The 20417-nt window shown below is 51.4% G+C and carries 18 protein-coding genes and 2 tRNA genes; 1 reads left to right on the top strand and 19 read right to left on the bottom strand.

From position 1 onward, the window contains the following. Nucleotides 1-35: 35 nt before the first annotated feature. The 3 genes from OCV62_RS05750 to OCV62_RS05740 all read right to left on the bottom strand — a co-directional run bounded on the left by OCV62_RS05750 (nucleotide 36) and on the right by OCV62_RS05740 (nucleotide 3075). A complete protein-coding gene (locus tag OCV62_RS05750; protein ID WP_117961141.1) occupies nucleotides 36-257 on the bottom strand; it encodes a hypothetical protein in 222 nt (73 codons plus the stop codon). 111 nt (nucleotides 258-368) lie between these two features. Beyond that, on the bottom strand, nucleotides 369-1697 hold the full coding sequence (gene hflX, locus OCV62_RS05745) for a GTPase HflX (RefSeq protein ID WP_262585555.1): 1329 nt from the start codon (nucleotides 1695-1697) through the stop codon (nucleotides 369-371). Between the two features lie 13 nt (nucleotides 1698-1710). Beyond that, entirely contained in the window at nucleotides 1711-3075 is a 1365-nt protein-coding gene (locus OCV62_RS05740; protein WP_262585554.1) for an MATE family efflux transporter, read from the bottom strand. Between the two features lie 191 nt (nucleotides 3076-3266). Between OCV62_RS05740 and OCV62_RS05735 the strand changes: the two genes are divergently transcribed. After that, entirely contained in the window at nucleotides 3267-4328 is a 1062-nt protein-coding gene (locus tag OCV62_RS05735) for a stage V sporulation protein AD (RefSeq protein ID WP_262585553.1), read from the top strand. Between the two features lie 209 nt (nucleotides 4329-4537). Here the strand turns inward: OCV62_RS05735 and OCV62_RS05730 are convergent, their stop codons facing one another. From OCV62_RS05730 to OCV62_RS05655, 16 genes are all read right to left on the bottom strand, one after another. Beyond that, a complete protein-coding gene (locus OCV62_RS05730) occupies nucleotides 4538-6628 on the bottom strand; it encodes a polyribonucleotide nucleotidyltransferase (protein ID WP_021916338.1) in 2091 nt (696 codons plus the stop codon). Between the two features lie 295 nt (nucleotides 6629-6923). Beyond that, nucleotides 6924-7190 (bottom strand): 30S ribosomal protein S15, encoded by a 267-nt coding sequence (gene rpsO, locus OCV62_RS05725; protein WP_262585552.1) that lies wholly within the window; start codon nucleotides 7188-7190, stop codon nucleotides 6924-6926. A 183-nt stretch (nucleotides 7191-7373) separates the two neighbouring features. Next, on the bottom strand, nucleotides 7374-8408 hold the full coding sequence (locus OCV62_RS05720; protein ID WP_262585551.1) for a C40 family peptidase: 1035 nt from the start codon (nucleotides 8406-8408) through the stop codon (nucleotides 7374-7376). Between the two features lie 98 nt (nucleotides 8409-8506). Next, nucleotides 8507-9421 (bottom strand): bifunctional riboflavin kinase/FAD synthetase, encoded by a 915-nt coding sequence (locus tag OCV62_RS05715; protein ID WP_262585550.1) that lies wholly within the window; start codon nucleotides 9419-9421, stop codon nucleotides 8507-8509. Between the two features lie 6 nt (nucleotides 9422-9427). Then, entirely contained in the window at nucleotides 9428-10366 is a 939-nt protein-coding gene (truB, locus tag OCV62_RS05710; protein ID WP_262585549.1) for a tRNA pseudouridine(55) synthase TruB, read from the bottom strand. 13 nt (nucleotides 10367-10379) lie between these two features. Next, nucleotides 10380-11339: a DHH family phosphoesterase gene (locus OCV62_RS05705; protein WP_021916343.1), complete on the bottom strand. Its 960-nt coding sequence runs from the start codon at nucleotides 11337-11339 to the stop codon at nucleotides 10380-10382. Continuing rightward, nucleotides 11332-11718, bottom strand: coding sequence for a 30S ribosome-binding factor RbfA (rbfA, locus tag OCV62_RS05700; RefSeq protein ID WP_021916344.1), 387 nt, complete (start codon nucleotides 11716-11718; stop codon nucleotides 11332-11334). The genes OCV62_RS05705 and rbfA overlap by 8 nt, the downstream gene beginning before the upstream one ends. Nucleotides 11719-11769: 51 nt before the next feature. After that, a complete protein-coding gene (gene infB, locus OCV62_RS05695) occupies nucleotides 11770-14961 on the bottom strand; it encodes a translation initiation factor IF-2 (protein WP_262585548.1) in 3192 nt (1063 codons plus the stop codon). Beyond that, on the bottom strand, nucleotides 14949-15290 hold the full coding sequence (locus OCV62_RS05690; RefSeq protein WP_021916346.1) for a L7Ae/L30e/S12e/Gadd45 family ribosomal protein: 342 nt from the start codon (nucleotides 15288-15290) through the stop codon (nucleotides 14949-14951). Before OCV62_RS05690 ends, infB begins: the two co-directional genes overlap by 13 nt. Next, entirely contained in the window at nucleotides 15277-15549 is a 273-nt protein-coding gene (gene rnpM, locus OCV62_RS05685) for an RNase P modulator RnpM (protein WP_117961071.1), read from the bottom strand. Before rnpM ends, OCV62_RS05690 begins: the two co-directional genes overlap by 14 nt. Further along, on the bottom strand, nucleotides 15542-16741 hold the full coding sequence (gene nusA, locus OCV62_RS05680) for a transcription termination factor NusA (RefSeq protein ID WP_021916348.1): 1200 nt from the start codon (nucleotides 16739-16741) through the stop codon (nucleotides 15542-15544). The genes rnpM and nusA overlap by 8 nt, the downstream gene beginning before the upstream one ends. 32 nt (nucleotides 16742-16773) lie before the next feature. Further along, on the bottom strand, nucleotides 16774-17238 hold the full coding sequence (locus OCV62_RS05675; RefSeq protein ID WP_262585547.1) for a ribosome maturation factor RimP: 465 nt from the start codon (nucleotides 17236-17238) through the stop codon (nucleotides 16774-16776). A 346-nt stretch (nucleotides 17239-17584) separates the two neighbouring features. After that, nucleotides 17585-17656 (bottom strand) — tRNA-Glu (locus OCV62_RS05670). Between the two features lie 69 nt (nucleotides 17657-17725). Continuing rightward, nucleotides 17726-17797: transfer RNA gene (locus OCV62_RS05665), tRNA-Glu, on the bottom strand. Nucleotides 17798-17874: 77 nt separating this feature from the next. Next, nucleotides 17875-18915 (bottom strand): U32 family peptidase, encoded by a 1041-nt coding sequence (locus tag OCV62_RS05660; RefSeq protein WP_262585546.1) that lies wholly within the window; start codon nucleotides 18913-18915, stop codon nucleotides 17875-17877. A gap of 27 nt (nucleotides 18916-18942) precedes the next feature. After that, nucleotides 18943-20412: a hypothetical protein gene (locus OCV62_RS05655; RefSeq protein WP_262585545.1), complete on the bottom strand. Its 1470-nt coding sequence runs from the start codon at nucleotides 20410-20412 to the stop codon at nucleotides 18943-18945. Nucleotides 20413-20417 lie beyond the last annotated feature (5 nt).

The raw sequence follows: 20417 nt of genomic DNA, 5'->3' as shown, positions 1-20417 counted from the left end.
TCGTTTTTTAGTATAGCACGCTTTTTCCTGTACTGTCACTCCGAAAATGCCACAGTCACATAAAATCCCCTTGGATTTTCTACAACGCTCGTCACATCGCCCTCCCTCGCAAGCAAACGCTCCCGGAACGGATAATTGCCCGACATCGCAAGGGACGGATCGATCGTATAATAATAATTGCTCGGAAGTACGCCCTCCGTCACGGTCACATGGTCGCCCTCTTTTAACAGACCCGGGCGCTCCATTTTAAACTCCATCATTCTGACACCCATACTTTGCCTTCTTTCTGTGCAAGCCTGCTTTCGAAACACAATGGCTGCACACTTTCCATCCACACATGCCTCATGTCATGAGCTGCCAGCCGCCCCCTACGCGCCTTCCCTTTCAAACGCCGTTTCCGCATCGTCCGAGGTACTTACCGCATACGCTGCATACCGCCCGGCGTCGCTTTCTTTACACGACACGGAAATCAGCACGCCGTCTGCCTCATAGGAAATGCTGCGCACAAGCGCCTGCTCCTGCAGCCTCGAAACCGCCGCACCATCCGTATACGGAATCAAAAACGTGCATTCCCGGTAATCGCCAAACAGCTTCTTCTGAATCAGCTCCAGCAATTCGGCAAGCCCAATTCCCTGCTTCGCAGACAGATAAATCCGATCGCCTAAAACTTTGGGAAGCTCGCTTTCTTCCATCACAAGATCGGCTTTATTCATCACATACAGACAGGGAATCTGTCCCGCCTGCAGCTCTTTTAACGTCTCTTGTGTCACCTCCATCTGCTCTCGGTGATGCGGATCGGAAAAATCGACCACCTGCAGCAGCAGATCTGCCGTGCATGCTTCTTCCAGTGTGGAGCGGAATGCCTTGACCAGCGTATGCGGCAGCTGGCTGATAAACCCTACCGTATCCGACAGCAGAAAATCCCGGTTATCTCCGGGGCTGATTCTGCGCACCGTCGTATCCAGCGTGGCGAACAGCATATCCTTTTCCAGAACCTTTTTCTCCGTGTCGCCCATCCAGATGTCCAACATTTTGTTCATCAGCGTCGACTTACCCGCGTTTGTATAGCCTACCAGAGCCACCGACGGCAGTTCGCTTTCTTTCCGGCGCTTGCGCTGTGTCTCCCGGTCCTTTTCCATGACCTTTAATTCCCGGTTCAGCTCGCTGATACGCTTTTCAATCCTTCTGCGGTCGAGCTCCAGCTTCTTTTCACCGGCACCCTTGTTGGAAAGACCACCGCCGGCACCGGCACCGCCGCCCGCTCCGGCGCCGCCGCCCTGTCTGGAAAGCGCATCCCGCATTCCGACCAGACGCGGCAGAAGATACTGAAGATTCGCACTTTCGACCTGCAGACGGGCTTCTTTTGTCCGAGCGCGCCTGTCAAAAATTTCCAGAATCAGGTTCGTCCGATCCCAGACCGGAACCTCCAGCTGATTCTGCAGGTTTCTCTGTTGGGACGGTGTCAGGGAGTTGTCAAAAATCACGCAGTCTGCATCCAGCATGGAAACCAGATTTTTGACCTCTTCCACCTTTCCTGTCCCGATATAAAAGGCATTATTGACCATCGGAAGATTCTGCACAACCTGCGCCGCTGCTTCGATCTCACACGCCTCCGCAAGGTTTTCCAGCTCCTCCATCGAATGGTCAAAATCCAGATTTTCGTTTAGATTAACCCCTACTAATATTGCTTTTTGCATTGATACCTCCTGTTCAGGTTTTTGTTTGGGTGCTTTGTCCACCATCCAGCTTCCGGATCAGGACGATATAAACCGGAATCAGTAAGGAAAGGGCGGTCAGCCATGCAAATGGAGTTGCAAAGCAGACGGCACGGTAGCCAAACGGAACGGACAACACAGACGCACACAGAATTCTCGCAGCCAGCTCAATCACGCAGGCTGCAAACGGTGCCCAGGTATTGCCCACGCTCTGGATCGCGGTGCGGTAAACAAGCAGCGCCCCCAGAAAGAAATAAAACGGCACAACCGTGAACAGATAATCTTTGGAATACTGCATGATTTCCGCCGTCGGGTTTGTGACAAACATCGGGACAACGAAGTTCTGTCCCAGTAAAAGCAGCGCTCCCATCGCAAAATTCATCGCCGTCAGCATTAAAAAGCAATGCCATACACCTTTTTTGATCCGGTCCATTTTGCCTGCACCATAGTTTTGCGCAACATAGTTGGCGATGCCGATTCCGACCGCGTTATCCACTAAAACGGAGAGCTGATCCACCTTGTTTGCCGCCGTATAGCCTGCAATCGCACTCGTACCGATCCGGTTGACCGCCGCCTGCATCGCAAGTTGACCGATACACATGACGGACATCTGGAATCCCATCGGGAATCCGACTTTTAAATGACGCCATGCCGCCTCTGCAGAAAACCACCATTCTCTCGCAGAAAAATGCAGGATTGTAAAACGTTTCAGCGCAAACACAATGCACAATGCCGCGGAAATTGCCTGCGCCAGCACGGTCGCCCATGCAGCTCCCGCCACGTCCATGCCGAACGGAACGATAAATACCACGTCCAGCACAACATTTAACACCGAAGAAAAAATCAGAAAATACAGCGGTGTCCGGGAATCTCCCAACGCGCGCAGAATATTGGAAATCATATTATAAAAGACCGTAGCGCCGTTTCCCAGAAAGATAATAAACAGGTAGGTATACGTCCGGTCGTAAATATCCACCGGCGTGTTTAACATCCGCAGAATCGGATGCACCATGCTACAGCACAGAACCGTCAATACGATTGTAAACAGCGCGCTGATCCATACAGACGCCGATACGGATTCGCGTACCTGTTTTTCATTTCCCGCGCCGAATGCCTGTCCCAGTAAAATTCCACATCCGCCGGTCAGTCCCTGAATGAAGCACAGCACAAAATATACGATCGTCGCCGTAGCCCCGACCGCAGCCAGCGCATCCGCCCCCAGCGTCCTTCCGACAATCATACTGTCTGCCAGCGTATAGAACAGTTGGAACAGATTTCCACCGATTACCGGCAGTGAAAACCCGGCAATCACCTTCCAGGGAGTTCCCTGGGTCAAATCTTTTGTCCTATCCTTTGCCATCTTCTTTTGCTCCTGTTATAAGGTATCAAAAGATGCCTTACGGATTTTTTCACCTACGCATCCCGGCATCTAATCAGCCCTTATTGTATAGTAGGTTTTCCTGTTTGTACAGTTCTTTTTTGGTATGAAATTCATAAATGAACCAATACTGTTCTCAGAAACGTTTTCGAAAGGGAGATTAGAAAATTACCATGAATAAAACGACTGAAACTTCTTTCTGTTCCCGCCCTGCAGCACTGTTTGCCTGCGGCAGGCAGAGCATCCGTCTTCCTGTCCCGGTCTATATCCGCTCCAGCGCCTCTGTCGTCGGCAGCCGAGAAAAGCAGGGACCGCTCGGGGAGCTGTTTGACTTTGCAGGAGAAGACGACCTGTTTGGCTGCGATACCTGGGAGGATGCGGAAAGCAGTCTGCAGCGCGACGCCCTGCATCTGGCGCTCCAAAAGGCTGGACTGCATTCTACGGATATCCGATATCTTTTTGCAGGTGACCTGCTCGGACAGAGTATCGCCACAAGCTTTGGGCTGATGCAGTATGAACGCCCGCTTTTCGGGCTCTACGGCGCCTGCTCCACCTGCGGGCTGTCGCTCACACTCGCGAGCCTCGCCGTTTCCGGCAGCTTTGCGGATTTTGCCGCCTGCGTCACAAGCAGCCATTTCGCCAGCGCAGAAAAGGAATTCCGTTTTCCGCTCGGCTACGGCAATCAGCGGCCGCTTTCCGCCTCCTGGACTGTGACCGGAAGCGGTGCGTTCATCCTCGCAAACGCTCCATCTGGGCATGATCGCGCGATGATCACAGGCCTTACTCCCGGAAAAATTGTCGATTACGGTCTGCGGGATTCCATGAACATGGGCGCCTGCATGGCTCCCGCCGCCGCGGACACCATCCGGCAGCATTTCGAAGATTTCGGCACCGCACCGAACGATTATGACAAAATTGTGACCGGTGATCTCGGAAAAGTCGGACAGCGCGTCCTCTTAGACCTTTTACAGACCTCCGGTATCGACCTTGGGGAGCGCCATATGGACTGCGGCATCGAAATTTACGACTGCAAAAAGCAGGACACGCACGCGGGCGGCTCCGGCTGCGGCTGCAGCGCGTCCGTTCTGTCTGCATTTTTGTTAAAACAGCTTTCCGAAAAAAAGTGGAAGCGGATTCTATTCGTTCCCACCGGTGCGCTGCTTTCCAAAACGAGCTACAACGAGGGGCAGAGCGTCCCAGGCATCGCCCACGCGCTCCTGCTGGAAGCAATCTGAGCGTCGCACGCGTCCAACATCCTAAGCGGAGCGTTTTTATTTCATAGGACGCATTTTCCTATGAAATGAAAAAAGGCTCCCGCCCGCAGCACAATACTGCAGGCAGGAGCCTTTTCTTCCTATTTTTCAACGCTGAAACCAGCGTTTTTTTACTATGCTTCGTGTTCAGGCTTCGAAGTGCCTTGCCTGCTCAGCTGCGGTTCATTTTCTCAAACCTGGGCAACGTCCTTCATGGAGAAGCTCATTCTGCCCATCTTGTCCTTGCCGAGGCAGACAACGGTAACCTGGTCGCCCAGAGTCAGGACATCTTCCACGCGGTCGATGCGCTCTTTTGCGATCTTGGAGATGTGAACCATGCCTTCCTTGCCAGGTGCGAACTCAACGAATGCGCCGAACTCCTTGATGCTGACAACCTTGCCCTTGAAGATCTGCCCAGCCTGGAACTCGGTGGTGATGATTTTGATCATCTCGATGGCTTTGTCCATCATTTCCTTATCAGTACCGCATACGGAAACGCTGCCGTCATCTGTGATATCGATCTTTACACCGGTGCGGGCAATGATCTCGTTAATGGTCTTGCCTCTCTGACCAACAACATCACCGATCTTCTCAGGATCGATCTTGATGGAAATGATCTTCGGTGCATATTTACCAACCTCTGCTCTCGGATGTGCGATGCAGGGAGTCATGATCTCGTTGATGATATATTCTCTTGCTTCTTTGGTTCTTGCAATCGCCTCTTCTACAATCGGTCTTGTCAGGCCGTGGATCTTGATATCCATCTGAATTGCGGTGATACCGTCATGGGTACCTGCTACCTTGAAGTCCATATCGCCGAAGAAGTCTTCCAGGCCCTGGATATCGGTCAGGACGATATAATCATCATCGGTATCGCCGGTAACCAGACCACAGGAAATACCAGCAACCTGCTTCTTGATCGGAACGCCCGCTGCCATCAGAGACAGTGTAGATGCGCAGACAGAAGCCTGGGAGGTAGAACCGTTGGATTCGAAGGTCTCGGATACGGTACGGATTGCATAAGGGAATTCCTCTTCCGAAGGAATTACCGGGCACAGAGCCTTCTCAGCCAGTGCACCATGACCGATTTCACGACGTCCGGGACCTCTGGAGGGCTTTGTCTCGCCTACAGAGTAGGACGGGAAGTTATAATGATGCATGTAACGCTTCGATACTTCGTTTTCATCCAGACCATCCAGCTTCTGAACCTCAGACAGAGGAGCCAGCGTACAGATGTTGCAGATCTGAGTCTGTCCACGGGTAAACATTGCGGAACCGTGTACTCTCGGAATGATATCTACTTCTGCAGCCAGAGGACGGATCTGTGTGATTGCACGGCCGTCAGGACGCTTGTGGTCCTTTAAGATCATCTTGCGGACGGTCTTTTTCTGGTACTGATAAACAGCCTCACCTAAAACAGCCAGCCATTCTTCTCTATCCGCAAAAGCCTCTTCCAGACGTGCTGTAATCTGACGGATATTCTCCTCACGAACCTGCTTTACGTCGGTAAAGACTGCCTGTTCCATCTCTTCGGGAGGAACGATCTCTTTCATCGCATCGAACAGCTCCTGCGGAACTGCGCAGCTGGTGTAGGAATGCTTCGGCTTGCCTACTTCTGCAACGATCTTGTTGATGAACTCAATCAGGGTCTGGTTTACGTCATGGGCTTTGTAGATTGCATCGATCATGACAGCTTCCGGAACTTCGTTTGCACCGGCCTCGATCATGATAACCTTTTCGCTTGTGGAAGCGACAGTCAGCTGCAAATCGCCCTTTTTCCACTGTTCCTGAGTAGGGTTGATAATAAACTCCCCGTCGATCATGCCAACCTGTGTCATTGCGCAGGGACCGGCAAACGGAATATCGGAAATGCAGGTTGCAATCGCAGAACCGATCATTGCCACCAGCTCAGGACGACACTCGGGATCTACGGACAGAACCAGGTTATTTAAGGTAACGTCGTTTCTGTAATCCTTCGGGAACAGAGGACGCATCGGACGGTCGATAACACGGCTGGTCAGAACGGAGTTCTCGCTCGCCTTGCCTTCTCTCTTGTTGAAGCCGCCGGGGATTTTGCCTACCGCATACAGCTTCTCTTCAAATTCAACGGACAGGGGGAAGAAATCGATTCCCTCTCTGGGCTTCTCACTTGCAGTTGCAGTGGAAAGCACGGTTGTCTCGCCATAGTGCATAAATGCAGCGCCATTTGCCTGTGCCGCTACACGGCCTACGTCTACGCTTAACGTACGTCCGGCCAGTTCCATGGAAAATGTCTTGTACATTCTGTCTCTCCTTTTCTTTTACCTTGTTGTTGGAAATTGTTCCGAAAACGCTTCGGATGATGGAAAAAGCGAAAGACAAAGCTGCCGAAACTACTGAAAAACACACTGGCTTCAATGCGCTTGTCAGTGGTCTCGGAATTGCTCCGGTATCCGCTTTTTGCATCGTGTGCAACACCCTGTCTGCTTGCAACAGCCCCGGCAAAACACCTTTTGCCATCGGGTTCTTTTGCAGCTGCAGCATATCGCACGAAAAACAGGGCAGAAAGCTGTACGGCTTCCGCCCTGTCTCCAAGTCTTACTTTCTGATGCCCAGTCTCTCGATCAGGGAACGATATCTCTCGATGTCATTCTTCTTCAGATAGTCCAGCAGACCACGTCTCTGACCTACCATCTGCAGCAGACCACGTCTGGAATGATGATCCTTCGGGTTGCTCTTTAAGTGCTCGGTCAGCTCCTGGATTCTTGCTGTCAGGACTGCAACCTGAACTTCCGGTGAACCTGTGTCGCCTTCGGTTCTTGCATACTCTTTGATGATTGCTGCTTTCTTCTCTTTGGAAATCATGGGTAAATCCTCCTTTAAATGTTAACCGCCTGGTACTAAGATATGGGTCGGAGTGTCCCAAGCCTGAGCACCGGCTGAATTCATACCTAATGACTATATCATAAAAAAATGGGGCTGTAAATACTATTTTCCGGAATTTATTCAGATTGTGACTGTATCACGCTGCCACAAAACAGCCCCTTTTTACGACAGCACCCGTCTGACGGAGTAAGGTGTCCGATAGGATACGTTTGAAATTTTAATGCCCGTTCTGGGGTTGCTGGCGTGGATAACCTGTCCGCCGCCGATATAGATTGCGACGTGGTTGATTTTGCCATTTTTCGCATAAAATACCAGATCGCCCGGCTGTGCTTCCGAAAGGCTGACCTTCTTGCCGCACTGTGCCTGGCTTCCGGAATGATGCGGCAGGCTCACACCATATTTCTTCATAATACTCAGGACAAAGCCCGAGCAGTCCGCACCCTTTGTCAGGCTCGTGCCGCCCCAGACGTAAGGGTTTCCAAGAAACTGCTTCGCGTAGTTGACGAGATCGACCCGGATGTCAGAAACGCCCTGACCGTATTTCAATTCTGTCAGGCTGACCGCTTTTTCCAGCTTCTTTGCGATATCCACATAATCTGTGGAAACATACGCTGCTTCATCATCCAGCATGATCTTAACCCAATCGTCCTGAATGTCCACAACCTCAAGCTCTTCTCCCTCCGCTACCAGTGTAATGACCGGCGCATCCAGACTTCCCTCTTCCCGCACGCGTAAGCCTCCGGAATTGCAGACCGCCATGTTCGTCGCCTCTTTGTCCGCAAGATTTCTTGCTTCCTCTCCGGTCACCATATAATCCGCCTTGACATACCCCGTCACTTTACCGGATTTGATCTTATACCAGCCATTTTCTTCGGAAAGCACGTCCGCGCCGCCGTTTTTTGGAAGCTTACCCACCAGCTCCCCGTTTTCAGACGGATCTTTACGGATATTCAGATAGTCATTGACCTTCGCAACGCCAAGATTTTCATAGCCGTAAATCTTTTTGCGCGTCTCTTTGGCATTCTGCGCCGCCTCAAGGCACGCTTCCGGATCCATGGATTCCTCCAGAAGCCCGCCGACGCCCATAGACTGCCCTGCGGAGTGAACGTTGCTCCCTGTAAAACCTGCATTCACTGTCATCCCTGCAGACAATACACAGAGCACAACAGTCAGTCCAAGTTTTTTCCAAATCTGCATTCAAATCCTCCTTCGTATTCTGACGACGCAGGTGCAAAAACGTCTGCATCTGCGCGCCGACACTACTGCCCGGCAGCGCCAGGCGTGCTGCTCTAGCTTTACCGCGCGCCCGCTACGATATCCCTCTGCAGCTGCTCCTTTAATTCCTCCACGTCAGCAAATTTTTGTTCCGAGCGCTCAAAGGTCAACAGGCGCACCGTGATAAAGCTGTCGTAAATATCCTCTGAAAAATCATAGATATAGGTTTCCACGCTCATCGGCGGGTGGTCGCCATGCTCCACGGTCGGTTTGACGCCGACATTGGTCAGCCCTTTAAAAACACCACTGCTGCATTCCACCTCCGAGCGGTACACGCCGTTTGGCGGCAAAAGCTTGTCTGCAGGAGGCATCAGGTTGACGGTAGGAAATCCTATTGTACGCCCTAACTGTCTGCCGTGCACAACCGTTCCCATCACCGCATAGGGCGCGCCGAGCAGTCTTGCTGCCTCTTGCATCTTTCCTGCTTCCACTGCCTGACGGACACGGGTTGAACTGATTTCTTCCCCGTCCTCAAGCACCTTGTCGATGATCTTTACCTCGTAGCCGTACGCTTCTGCGCGCGCCTTTAACAGCTTGCAGTCCCCTAATCCCCGGTCGCCAAAGGACAAATCGGTTCCCGCAGCCACGAGCTTGGCCCTGATCTGTTCCTGCACGATCACACGCAAAAAATCCTCCGGAGAAATCGCCGCAGTCTGAAAAGTCAGAGGAAACTCGATCAGCACATCGATTCCGATCTGTCGAAACAGCCGTCTCTTTTCTTCCCGCGTCGTCAGCCCTTTGACTGCTTTTCCGGAAAAAAGAACAGCCGGGGGAGGATCAAATGTAAATACGACCGCCTGCAGTCCGCGCTTTTTTGCTTCCAGTATTTCGGAAAGCAGCGCCTTGTGCCCGCGGTGCATCCCGTCGAATTTGCCAATTGCCACTGCGGACGCCCCCTGCAGCAAAAAATCTGTCGTTCCGGAAATGATCTGCATTTTTTCCTATTGTTCCTTTCCCAAAAACATTTTCACGGGCTTTAAGCGCTTTTCTTCCTGCTTCCAGGCATAAATCCCCGTAAACTGCCCGTCTGTATCATAAATGCGCAGCTGCTGTTCGGGTTCAAACATACCTCTTTCGCATGCTGCCGCCGTTTTTTCTTTCTTATAAGGTATCACCAAATCTGCGTAAAGCCAGTTGCCGTTTTCTAAAAGCTTCTGTCCGTCGCCCTGCACCTGATATGCATCCAGCTGTTCAAACACACACTCCACCGGAAGAAGCTTTTCTTCCAGGCTGCCTTCTTTTGCAAACACTTCCAGCTCGGAAAGCCGATAGGCATCCTCAGCTTTGAAATTGCCGGAGCGTGTCCGTTCCAGCCGCTCCATCGCTCCGCCACAGCCCAGCTTCTGTCCGATATCGTGACAGAGCGTCCGGATATAAGTGCCGCGGGAGCACGCCACGCGCATCGTTACGCGAGGCAGTGAAATGTCCTCGATTTCGATCGAATGGATCGTAATTCGCCTGCTCTTTCTCTCTACAACCTGTCCTTTTCTGGCGAGGTCACACAGCTTCTGACCATTGACCTTTAACGCCGAATACATCGGCGGAATCTGGTCATACGGACCGACAAACGAAAGGATCGCGCTGCGCACATCCTCCTCGCCTGCATTTACTTCCTTTTCTGCCAGAATCTGTCCCGTCGTATCCTGTGTGTCCGTCTCCACGCCGAGCAGCAGAACCGCCCGGTATTCTTTATCTTTGTCTGTTAAAAGGTCGCACAGCTTCGTCGCATTTCCCAGACAGACGGGCAGTACCCCGGACGCTTCCGGGTCCAGGGTACCTGTATGGCCGATTTTTTTCTGTTTGCAGATGCCGCGCAGCTTCGCAACCACATCGTGGGAGGTAAAGCCCGGCTCTTTGTATACATTGAGAATTCCGTTCATGTATTCTCCTTTGTTATTCTGCTTTTATCAGCTGCTTTTCAATCTGCTCCGACAGATTGTTGACGCAGTCATGCACGGTTCCCTGCATGGTGCATCCTGCTGCCCTGACATGGCCGCCGCCCCCGAAATAGGACGCGATTGCCGCCACGTCCACCTTTCCGTTCGAGCGGAGGCTGACTTTATATTCGAGTGTCTTCGTCTGATACAAAAAGATCGCACACTCCACGCCTTTCGTGATGCGCAGCTGGCTCACAATGCCATCCAGATCTTTGGGCACAACCTTGTAAAACTCCATCGTCTTTAAATCGATGGAACTGAAAATACACCTGCCGTCCATAAACCGGACGCTCTCCAAAAGTGCGCGCCCCAGCACCTGATTCTGCACATAGGTCTTTTCAAAAAACGTCTCATCGATCAGCTTTGAAAAATCGAATCCGTATGCCAGCAGCTTTGCAGCGATACGCAATGTATTCGGCGTCGTATTCGAATACTGGAATACACCGGTGTCATGCACGATGCCAAGATACAGTGCCTTTGCAATCTCTGCATCCATATACTTTTCCTCCAGAAGCTCATAGACGAGCTCGGAGGCGGAGCTTGCATCCGGTTTGCAGTAATTAACGTCGCCACAGCCGGACGCATTGCTGATATGATGATCCACATTGATCGTCTTTTTCGCGGTCCGGAAATACTTTTCCGCATCCCCGAGCCGTTCCTTTGAGGTATCCAGAACGATGAAAACGTCATAGACGCAATCCTTGCTGCAGTCTGTACGGACATCTTCGATTCCATGAATGCAGTCAAAAATATCTGCAGGCTTTTCCAGATACACATCAATCTGTGCATCCGGCAGCGCTTTTTTCAGATACAGGTACATGCCCATACAGGAGCCGACACAGTCGCCGTCCGGACGTACATGTCCGCCGATGGCGATTGTATCCCTGCTTCCCAGCTCTTCCAGGATTTTACGCATCCTCTTCCTCTCCTTTTTTGGCGCGCTGGTCTGCCATTACCATGTCGATCTTATGCGACATGTTGACACCATACGCAATGGACTGATCCATAATAAAATGAATCTCGGGTGTATTGCGCAAATTGATTTCCTTTGCAAGACGTCCGCGGATAAAACCCTCTGCGCTCTTTAATCCCTCCAGCGTCGCGGCAGCCTCTTCCTCGCTGCCCAGAACGCTGATATATGCACGGCAGGTTTTTAAGTCCGGTGCAACCTCGACATCCACAACACTCGTCATGGGCGCAATCCGGGGATCTTTGATTTCTCCCCGGATCACTTCTGCCAGAACACGCTGCACCTCGCCGTTAATCCTGCTGTTTTTTACACTGTTCTTTCTCATGAATGCTCCTATATTGCGGGGAAATCCTGACAGATTCCCCCTTCTGAAAGCCTATCTCGGCACTTCTACCATTATATAGGCTTCTACTACGTCAAACTCCTTCATCTTGTCAAAGCCTTCGAATACAAGGCCGCACTCGAATCCGGCTTTTACTTCCTTCACATCGTCCTTGAAACGTTTTAAGGATGCCAGCGCGCCTTCGTAGATCAGCTCACCTTCTCTGGTAATACGCACCTTACAGCCTCTGGTAAATACGCCGTCCAGGACATAGGAACCGGCGATATTTCCGATTGCGGATGCCTTGAAGATCTGACGTACCTCGGCATGACCGATGATCTTTTCTTCGTAAACGGGATCCAGCATACCCTTCATGGCAGCTTCCACGTCTTCGATCGCCTGGTAAATAACCTTATACAGACGGATATCTACCCCTTCCGTCTCCGCAGTCGCCTTTGCTGTCGCATCCGGACGCACGTTGAAGCCGATGATGATCGCGTTGGAAGCGCTCGCCAGCGTAACGTCGGACTCGTTGATCGCGCCTACGCCGCCGTGGATACATTTGACAACGATTTCCTCGTTGGAAAGCTTCGTCAGGCTCTGCTTGACTGCTTCCACGCTGCCCTGTACATCCGCTTTGACAATCAGGTTCAATTCCTTTAAATTGCCTTCCTGGATCTGGTTGAACAGATCGTCCAGGGACATTCTGGATTTGGTCTCTTCCAGTTTCTTTTCCTTGTTCTGTTCGATAAATGCCTCTGCGTAGGATTTTGCTTCCTTATCGCTTTCATGTGCCAGGAATACGTCGCCTGCTTCCGGCACGTCGGACAGACCGAGGATTTCGACAGGCATGGACGGACCGGCTTCTTTGACACGGCGTCCCTTGTCGTCTACCATCGCGCGGACCTTGCCGCTCGAAGAACCTGCGGAAACGAAATCGCCGACATGCAGCGTACCTTTCTGAACCAGCACGCTTGCCACAGGGCCGCGTCCCTTATCCAGCTGAGCCTCCAGTACAATGCCTCTCGCCATACGGTTCGGATTTGCCTTTAATTCCATCACCTCAGCAGTCAGAAGGATCATCTCAAGCAGCTGCTGGATCCCTTCGCCGGTCTTTGCGGATACCGGTACAAATACCGTGCTGCCGCCCCAGTCTTCTGCAACCAGCTCGTACTCCGTCAGCTCCTGCTTTACGCGGTCCACGTTTGCATTGGGCTTATCGATCTTGTTGACTGCAACGATAATTTCAATTCCGGCAGCTTTTGCATGGTTGATTGCTTCTACCGTCTGGGGCATTACGCCGTCGTCTGCCGCAACAACCAAAACTGCAATATCGGTCGCATTCGCGCCGCGCATACGCATTGCAGTGAACGCTTCATGTCCGGGTGTATCCAGGAAGGTAATCGCCTGACCATTGATCTGTACGGTGTACGCACCGATATGCTGCGTGATGCCTCCTGCCTCGCGGTCTGTTACGTTCGTCTTACGGATCGCATCCAGCAGGGAGGTTTTACCGTGGTCAACGTGACCCATAACACAGATGACAGGCGGTCTGGAAACCATATCCTCGTCTGCTTCCTCATCCTCTTTTAACAGCTCTTCAATGACGTCAACCTTGACTTCCTTCTCGCAGATGATGTCGTAGTCGATTGCGATGTTTTCCGCGTCTTCATAGGAGATTTCCTGGTTCACAGTTACAATCTTGCCCTCCAGGAACAGCTTCTTGATGATGGCTGCAGGCTGCATCTTCATCTTTTCCGCCAGCTCTTTGATCGTGATGTTGTCGCCGACGGTGATTACCTTGATGGTCTCTTCCGGTTCAACCGGCTTGGGTTCGGGCTTGATAAAGCGGCCTGCCTTCTTTGCATTTTTCAGTGCTGCTGCGCCGTCTTCTTCGTAAATCGCGTCTCTTCTCGATTTCTTGTCGCGCTCCTGCTGGTTAAGACGGCGATCGTCTCTGCGCTTTTCCGTATCCTTTGCCGGAGCTTCTGCTGCAAAGCCTTTGCCTGCTGCCGGCTTGCGGAATCGATTGTCCTGCCGTCCATCGCCGTTCTGAGGGCGTCCGCCATTTGAACCAGGACGGTTATTGCCCGCACCAGGGCGGCCACCGCCTGCAGGGCGATTATAGCCCTGATTATCTCTTGCACCGCCGTTATTACCCGGACGGTTCTGGTCTCTTCTTGCTCCATAACCGGATGTCCTTTCCTGACCCTGACCATCTCTGCGGCCGGACTGGTTTCTGTCACCGTTTCTGTTATCACGGTTGTAACCGGGTCTGTCTCCGTTTCTGTTGTCACGGTTGTAGCCAGGTCTGTCTCCATTTCTGTTGTCGCGGTTGTAGCCAGGTCTGTCTCCGTTTCTGTTGTCACGGTTGTAACCGGGTCTGTCTCCGTTTCTGTTTCCGGAATTTCTGTTATCGGAACGGTCTGTTCTTTCGGTGCGGTCTGTTCTTTCAGTGCGGTTGTCGCGCTGCTCGGTTCTCTGAGGGCGTTCCATGCTCTTCTCCAGACGTTCCTTTGCCGCAGCCTCTTCTTTTTTCTGTGCTTCGATTTCAGCAGCCTTTGCTGCACGTTCTGCTTCTGCTGCAGCCTTTGCTGCCGCTTCCTTGGCCGCACGCTCTCTGCTCAAAAGCTTCTCATCCGGCATAACGGGCTGGGAAGGCTTAGTCAGGGGCTTGATCAGCGGTCTGCTTTCCATACGCATGCCGTTGTTGTTTCTGTTACCCTGACGGTTCTGGCTTCCTCTGTTTCCATCATTTCTGCGCCCGTCATTTTTTGCACCGTTTCCATTATTATTTCTTCTGTCATTGTTTCCGGAATTGCCGTTCTTCATCCGGCTATTCTGGGGATTGTTCACTACAATGATCGTCTTTGCTTTTTTATGTGCCTTTGCCTGACTGTCCTGTCCTGCAACTTCTTTGTTCATATCCTGTTTATCCGTTGTCTGTTCCTCCCGGCCCTCAGCCTGTACTGCCGCAGTCTGCGTCGTCTTTTCTGCCGTTTCCGCTTTCTCCACCTGCGCCTTCCTTTCTGTCTGCGCTGCCTGCCCTATCCTGCTGCTGTCCTTTTGATCGGACGGCTCCTTATTTGCAGCTGCGAACTTCTTTTTTACCCATTCTACCGCATCGCCCTCGATTGAGCTCTGCGCTGCCTTAACGTCCACGCCCTTTTCCTGTAAAAAGGTAATGACGTCTTTGCTCTTTATTTCAAGCTCCTTTGCGAGCTCGTGCACCTTTATTTTTGCCATTCATTTCCCTCCGTCTCCTTCATTTCCGTTTCCAGATACCGGTTTAAGGTTTTGGCAAACCCGGCGTCTGTTACCGCCAGGGATGCACGCATTTCTTTTCCCATCGCATGTCCCAGCTCTTCCTTCGTCCCGTATTCATAATACGGTACATGATAAAAGCTGCACATGTCCCGGAAATTTTTCTTTGTATTCGCTGAAGCGTCTGTGCCGACGATCACCAGCGCTGCGGTTTTGTTCTTGACAGATTTTTCTGTCATGAACTCCCCGCTTGCCGTCCGTCCTGCTCTCGTCGCAAGCCCCAGCAGGGAAAATACCTTATTCGGTTTCACTCTCACCAAACTCCTTTTCCAGGCTGTCGTAAACCTCATCCGGAATACTCATCTGGAAGGAACGCTCCAGTCCGCGGTTCTTTCTCGCCTTTTTCAGGCAGTCCAGACTTTTGCACAGATAGGCACCGCGTCCGTTCTTCCTTCCCGTCGCATCCAGCACGATCGGTCCCTCCGGCGTCTTGAGCACGCGCATCATTTCGCGCTTGTTTTTCATTTCGCCGCAGCCCACGCACTGTCTCATGGGGATCTTTTTATTCATCGCTGCCCTCGCCGTCTTCCTCGGCTGCTGCAGGCTCTTGTGTATCTTCCAGTGCTTCCTCAGCGCCTTCTTCGTAATCGTCCTCGTACTCTTCTTCCTCGTCGTCATATCCGTCATCCAGATAATCCTCGTAACGGAAGCCAGGAGCATCCTTTGCCTGTGTCTCGCTCTTGATATCGATCTTGTAGCCGGTCAGACGCGCTGCCAGACGTGCGTTCTGTCCTTCTTTGCCGATCGCCAGGGACAGCTGATAATCCGGTACGACTACCTTTGCGGTGCGCTCGTCGGGATCTGCAAATACTGCAACGATCTTTGCAGGGGACAGTGCGTTCTGGATCAGGTTGCCGGGGTTTTCATCCCAGTTTACGATATCGATCTTTTCGCCGCGCAGCTCATCTACAATCGCATTGACACGGGAACCGTTCATACCGACACAGGCGCCGACTGCGTCTACGTTCGGATTGTTCGACCATACTGCGATCTTGGTACGGCTGCCAGCCTCACGGGCGATGCTCTTGATCTCTACAACGCCGTCGCGGATTTCTGTTACTTCTTCTTCAAACAGACGTTTTACAAGCTCCGGATGGGTACGGCTGACTAAAATACGAGGTCCCTTGGGAGTGTTCTTTACTTCAAGAATATAAACCTTAATTCTCTCGGTCGGCTTGAACACTTCGCCCTTTACCTGCTCACTCTCGTTTAAGATTGCGTCCGCCTTGCCCAGGTTGATGCTGATGTTGCGGCCCAGATAACGCTGTACAACGCCGGTTACGACGTCTTTTTCCTTTTCGAAATACTGATTGTATACAACGCTTCTCTCTTCTTCCCGGATCTTCTGCAGAATGACATTTTTCGCATTCTGTGTTGCAATACGGCCGAATTCTTTAGACTTAATCTCCACATGGATTATGTCTCCAACCTGCGCTCTGTGGGAAATCTGCTTTGCATCCTCCAGAGCGATCTGCAGGCATTCATCCTCCACGTCGTCCTGTGTCGGAACAACCTCTTTCTCCGCATAGCAGAGAAAATCGCAGGTATCCCGGTCGATTTCCACCTTTACATTATCCGCTTTGCCGAAATGCTGTTTGCAGGCTGTGAGCAGAGAGTTTTCGATCGCTTCGAACAGAGTCTCTTTGCTGATCTCTTTCTCTTTCTCCAGTACATCCAACGCTTCCTTTAATTCCTTATTCATTTCATCCTCCATTCCGCTGCTTTGTCGTCTGTTTAAAAATCCAGCGCCAGACGGATCAGTGCAATCTCTTTTCTGGCAAATGTCATTTCCTTTTCTGCTGTATCAATCGTAATGCTGTCCGCATCGTAGCTTTTTAATACGCCTGTAAATTCCCGGCATTTATCCACCGGCTTATACAATCTGATTTCTACTTCTTCGCCCAGGCTCTTTTCCAGATGCTTATCCTTTTTCAGCGTCCTGCCCAGCCCCGGTGAGCTCACTTCCAAAATATAGGCGTCCTCGATAAAATCGGCTTCATCCAGTTTGTCGGACAACGCGCGGCTTACTGCCTCGCAGTCACCGATGTTGACGCCGTCCGGTTTGTCGATGTAGGCACGCAGATACCAGTCGCTGCCTTCTTTCACATACTCCACGTCGTAGATTTCCACGCCGTTTTCCTCCGCGATCGGAAGCAGAATTTCTTCTGTCTTCGCTTCGTATGTTTCTCTTTTTGACATTCCTTCACCTTCCTTATTCAGTTGTCTGTGTTATACCAGCGCGCGGTTCGCTTCGCGGAGCTCGCGCTGATTAGCGGTCGTCAAATATCCATTCGTGCAAGCACGATGGATATTTTCCTCGTCGCGATAACAAACAAGAGTGGGTTTTTGCCCACTCTTGCTCCAGTAACATGTATCATCCTCTTTACTCTAACATGTTCCCGACTGGAATGCAAGGGGTTCCGGCAAAAATGTTGCAGTTCACCCACACATAGATGTTTGTGCAAGCACAAATCTATGCACAGGAATTTTCGAGGGAACTGTAACGCAAAAACCGGAATCCTTTACGAATTCCGGTTCTCGAAAACAGCTAGTAGGGGAATCGAACCCCTGTTTTCGCCGTGAGAGGGCGACGTCTTAACCGCTTGACCAACTAGCCATAACTGTTATCCTGTTCTTCCTGAAGCTCAGGAAATCTTTATCCTTTGCAGAAATCCGTTTCTGCAAACAGCTAGTAGGGGAATCGAACCCCTGTTTTCGCCGTGAGAGGGCGACGTCTTAACCGCTTGACCAACTAGCCATTCTTTTGTGTCACTTAACTGACGCTTGATTACTATACAATACTTTTTTCCAAAATGCAAGTGTTTTTTGCAAATTTTATAAATTTGCTGGTAGATAGTAACAGTTTTTGCTGCAGCCGCTTAAAAACAACTCCTGCTTCATCCGTTTTTGATAGGTTTCCCGGTCTTTGGAGGCATCCAGGATCTCCAACGCACGCTTCATCGCCCGGATGTCTTCCACCATCCGGTCCGGGTGGTTTCCTCTGCCTACAATTTTCAGATGGGTAATTCCCGCCTGACCCAGATCATAGAGCGCACACAGCCCACAGCCACTTTCGCCCAGGATTGGAGCATCGAAATCTGATTCCGGTGAATCCCATGTGCCGCCGCACTGTCTGGCCTCTGAGGTATATTCCCTTGAAGACGCGGTATCGTCCCATTCTTTGTGATCGATAAGGATGCTGTCCTTCCGCTGGCTCTTCCCTACACCGACCCGATACGGCACGCGGCACAAATATCCCATCTCGTCACAGTGCAGGGAATTGCAGAATGCCCCGGAAAACTGACACAGCTCATTTAATGCAAACGCTTCATATTTCATGTTTTCCAATCCGGGACTTCTTTTGGCACATGCCTGCGCCACAACCGCCATATCCTTCGGTCGCATCTTCCTTGGAAAGATGATTCTGCTGATTTCCATCTGCTCAAACAATCCTGTCATCGCGCTGTTGATTTCTCCAACCTCGCCGCTTAACGAAATCCGACAGCCGATCTTTTGCTGCCGAAGATATAAAATCAGCGCCGGGTCTGCGATAATATAATCCTCAAAACCAATTTTCATACATTTTTGAATTATCTCTGCGATTTCCGGATACTGCTGTGGAAGATAGTACAGCGAATTAAACGTCAGCTGCACGGGCTTTTGATACGCCCGCACCATCGCCGCCAGAATTTCCAGCTCCGAAAATGCACCCAGCTGCACGCTGCAGCATCGCACCTCCCTGCGGTTTAAGGACAGAACCGTCCCGTACTTTCTGTCCCACGCATAGGGAATGTAACCGCAGAAGCATTCGTCCGCTCCCGCTTCGATATATCGGATATAATCGTCAACCGAGCCAAGCCCCGCTGTAAGTTCCATGTGTGACCTCCATGCCGCGCACTGCACTCAAAGCAGATTCAGCACCGCGCGGTCAGGCTGCACCTCCTGTTCTGCTTCCCCAAACACTGCGTTTTCCACACTGCCCGTCTCCAGCGCCAGCAAAACCGTCTGATCCAGCGAAAACAACGAATTGTATCTTCCTGTCATATGCAGATGCTCCGGGTATAAAAACGTTTTCGTCTGACAGTATCCGGGACATTCCGTCTGTAGATACTGCCGTCCCCTGTTGTGCTCCCTGCACTGCGCATAAAGGGTACAGTATTGCGATGTGTTCGTTTGATAAAACGGAAGATGCAGGCTGTTTTTTCCTTCCGGGAATCTTTGCGGATACCCACAGCTTTCCCATTCATAGCGCACAAATCCAAGGCTTTTTTCCAGTGCCTTTTGATAAAAATCTGCATTCAGGCTGTTCTCTGCCAAAAGTCCGGTGTCCTTGTCCGGCAGGCGGCTTTTTAAATAGGAAAGCCGCGGATCTTTTTTCCGTTTATTGAGAAGTGTTCCCATGCACAGCTCAAACTGCTCCGGATATCTGCCTACAAGCTGCGCCATCCCCCAGTCATTGACGACGATCTCGATCGATCCGTTTTTCTGACACCAGCTTCGCAGGCTTTCCAGAAGCCGTTCCGCTTCCTTTAAACTAACCTCCGGCTGGCATGCAAACGAAACTGTCACGCCAAGCCTCTCGCTCCGCGCCTTTTCGAGCAGGGCAAACAGGATTTCTTTCTTTGGAAAGAGCAGACGGCAGAATTGATTTCCAAGGTAAATCCGATCCGGCAGGCGTTTTGCGTAAAACGCGCTGGCAACGTTGTTTTCCTTCCAGTAATCTGCCATAAAATCCGACAGGCTTTCTTTTAAATATGTCTCATACCATTCCGGTCTGTCCAGCTCCAGCGCGTAAGACGGATACGGCCGCAAAACCGCCTCCCAGTCCGTCTGCGCAAACCATTTTCGTTTCTGTTCTTCCAGGCTGTCGGCAAAGCAATCCTCTAATTCCACCGGATAACCAACCGTTGCCTCTGCAAGCCTAGCGTCATCCTCTTCCAGCTTCAGATGGATGTAGCGGGTATATTGCAAAAGAAGCTTCTGCACAGCAATCCGAAACTCCGGCGAAGTTACGCAGACCCGATAAAGCTGATAAAAGGAGGCAGCGCACAGCTTCTCCCTGTGCCCTTGCTGTGACAAAGCGGGTGCTTTTTCCAGCCCATACTCTGTCAGCACAAGTTCCTGCCAGAGTGCCTGCTCCAGATCGTAAAAGCACACCTTACAAAACGGTGTCACTATGCAGTGCTGCGGCGGTGCGGCATCTCGCAAAACCTGGTGCTGTGCCGGCACAGCATCTGTCAAAAGCTGCCTTGCCGCCTTTTTTTCCAGTCGAAACTCAAATCCGTTTTCCGAAATCCCGACCACCTGAATTTCCCGCTCCCCAAGCTGTGCAGTCAGCAGCCCGGACGGGATTCCTCTGATATATTCTTCCATTTTCA

Origin of the sequence: Gallintestinimicrobium propionicum, assembly GCF_025567525.1 — a bacterium.
GTDB lineage: Bacteria > Bacillota > Clostridia > Lachnospirales > Lachnospiraceae > Gallintestinimicrobium > Gallintestinimicrobium propionicum.
This window is presented reverse-complemented; position numbering and strand designations above follow the sequence as displayed.